Origin of the sequence: Helicobacter sp. MIT 00-7814, assembly GCF_003364115.1 — a bacterium.
Taxonomy (GTDB): Bacteria; Campylobacterota; Campylobacteria; order Campylobacterales; family Helicobacteraceae; genus Helicobacter_F.
This window is the reverse complement of record NZ_NXLL01000059.1, coordinates 1-2109: the sequence shown is the minus strand read 5'-3', so window position 1 is coordinate 2109 and position 2109 is coordinate 1. Positions and strand designations below refer to the sequence as shown.

General features: G+C 36.5%; 1 protein-coding gene. It reads right to left on the bottom strand.

All coding sequences use genetic code 11. The features are described 5' to 3' along the window. Positions 1–59: 59 nt before the first annotated feature. Positions 60–2109, bottom strand: a 2050-nt coding sequence (locus CQA49_RS09715) for a DUF3519 domain-containing protein (RefSeq protein ID WP_115575746.1), incomplete at its 5' end; no start/stop codon positions are given.

The following is a 2109-nucleotide window of genomic DNA, read 5'->3' as shown; positions in this document are numbered from 1 at the left end:
ATTTTGCGCGATATGCTCGCTAAAATCTTTCTGCAATTGCTTCACTGCTAAATCAAAGCTTACACTATAATGCTTGTCTTTAAAGCGTCTTGTTGCATACTGCCACCAAATAAGCCACTGCCTAAATGTGCATTTATTTGTGAAATAAGGGGGTTAAAGTTGTTTTCATTGCTATTGCGTGGCGGATTATCTTGTATTAAATTTTTGTTTGTGGTAGAATCTGCGCTAGAGTTTAAAGGGAGATTATCCCCTTTAGTTAAAGGCTCAGATGATATACTTGAGCCTTTCTCACCTTTTGTTTCATAGCTTGTTACTATCCACTTATTTTTTGTTGGCTCACCTTTCCAATTTGATTTCAATACAACCTTGTAATTATCTCTTAAAATTTGTATTGCTTCATTTTCTTGTCTTTTGATTACTCCATTATTTATAATATCAGTTAGAATCTCCGCTGTGATTTCAGGGTGCTTTGCTAGAATCTTACTTAGCCCAAAGCCTTTTTGTGTTTCTTTGTTGTATTCTCCCCAAACTAAATCTATATCGCCTAAATCTTTACGCTCATACGCGCCTACGACTTGTCCTTGTTTCTCTTGCAATAGCTTTTTAACCGCGCCTTTGCCATCGTGGTAAAACTCCGCGTAATTTGTGCCAAAGTCTTTTATAGGCGTTATATTGAGTGTGGATTCTATATGTTCTCTTAGCCTTTTTATTTGTTCGTTTGCGATTGTCTCATAAAGTGCCAAATCCTTGCCACTTTTAATATCTGATAAAAGCTTGGTATTTATTAGATTATCTAGGTTTTGCACTTGCTCTCTTGGCAGGATTTGGCTAAGCCTAAAGTGTAGATTTTCTTTTGCCTTTTTGGCAGTGGTGTTTTGGACTTCATTTTGTAGCTGGTTTTTGTAACTCGTTTTATAGTCCTCTATCACCGCTTTGGTGTTGTTTTTTAGTTGTATAGCGTTATCTGATAGGGCTTTGTTACTTTCAAAGCCAAAATCTGCAAGAATCCTCTCAAGCTCTTTTGGATACTCTTTGCCAAAGTAGGCTTTTTCAAATGGTTTGAGAATCTTACTTGCTTTTGTGGCTCTTAGTATTTGTTTGGTAGTTTCGCTCATATAGCCACCCTGTGCCTTTTGCTCTAAAGCAGATTTTTCTATTTCCTCATTGATTTGTGAAAGTTTAGATTCTAGTTCTTTAAGTTCAAGTGAGTTTTCATTGCTAGGATTTGTATTTTTTGGTGGATTTGTGGTAGAATTAGAATCTTTTAAGGACATATTAGACCCTGCGCTAGTATCAAAATCCTTAAAACCAGAATCTAGGGCGCTATTGTTTTTCTCGTGGGGCTTAGTGCTTAACCTAGATTCTAAACTTTCTAGCTCTAGTGTATAAATCCTCTTTTTGTTTTTATCTAAACTCTCTTTTAGCGTTATAAGCGCGTTTGCGTTATCAAAATCTGCATTATATCGATGGATTCTTATAGCTTTATCGTTATTTTTCAAGTCGCTTGTTGTTTCTTTAAATTCTGCCCTTTCAAAAAGATTTTTAATATCGCTCACCGCTTTAAAATGCTGTTCCTGTGTAAAGCCATTATTTACGCTTTTTTGTATGGCTTTATCACTTAACATTTTTGCTATATTCTTATGGCTTACTTGCGCTGTTGTGCCATCTTTATTGACAATATCTTTACCCACTAACTCATTTAAATTTGTCTTAGCTTCTTGTCTTAGTTCGCTTATTGCTTGTGTTGGGCTTTCTTTAGGTGCTGGCGCTTCTTGCAATGGTTGTTCTAACTTTTCGGATTTTCCTAATAGTTCATTTTCTGGTGCTTCTCCCTTAGGCTCTGGCTCTACATTTGGCGCGTCTTTTGGTGCTGGTATTGGCTCTGGCGTATCGCCTTTTGGTGTATTTGTAGGCGTTGTTGGTGGTGTGTCTTTTGGCATATTTGCCTTGTAAGCTTCGTGTTTTTCTCTTAATTTTGGTAAAAGCTCTATTAACTCGCTAGATTCCTTACTTGCTTCACCTTTGGTAATTAGCATTTCTATAAAGTCATAAATATCTGCATCTTTTAACGCCTTGCCCTCTCTAAAGAATGTCGGCTGGATAATAGCT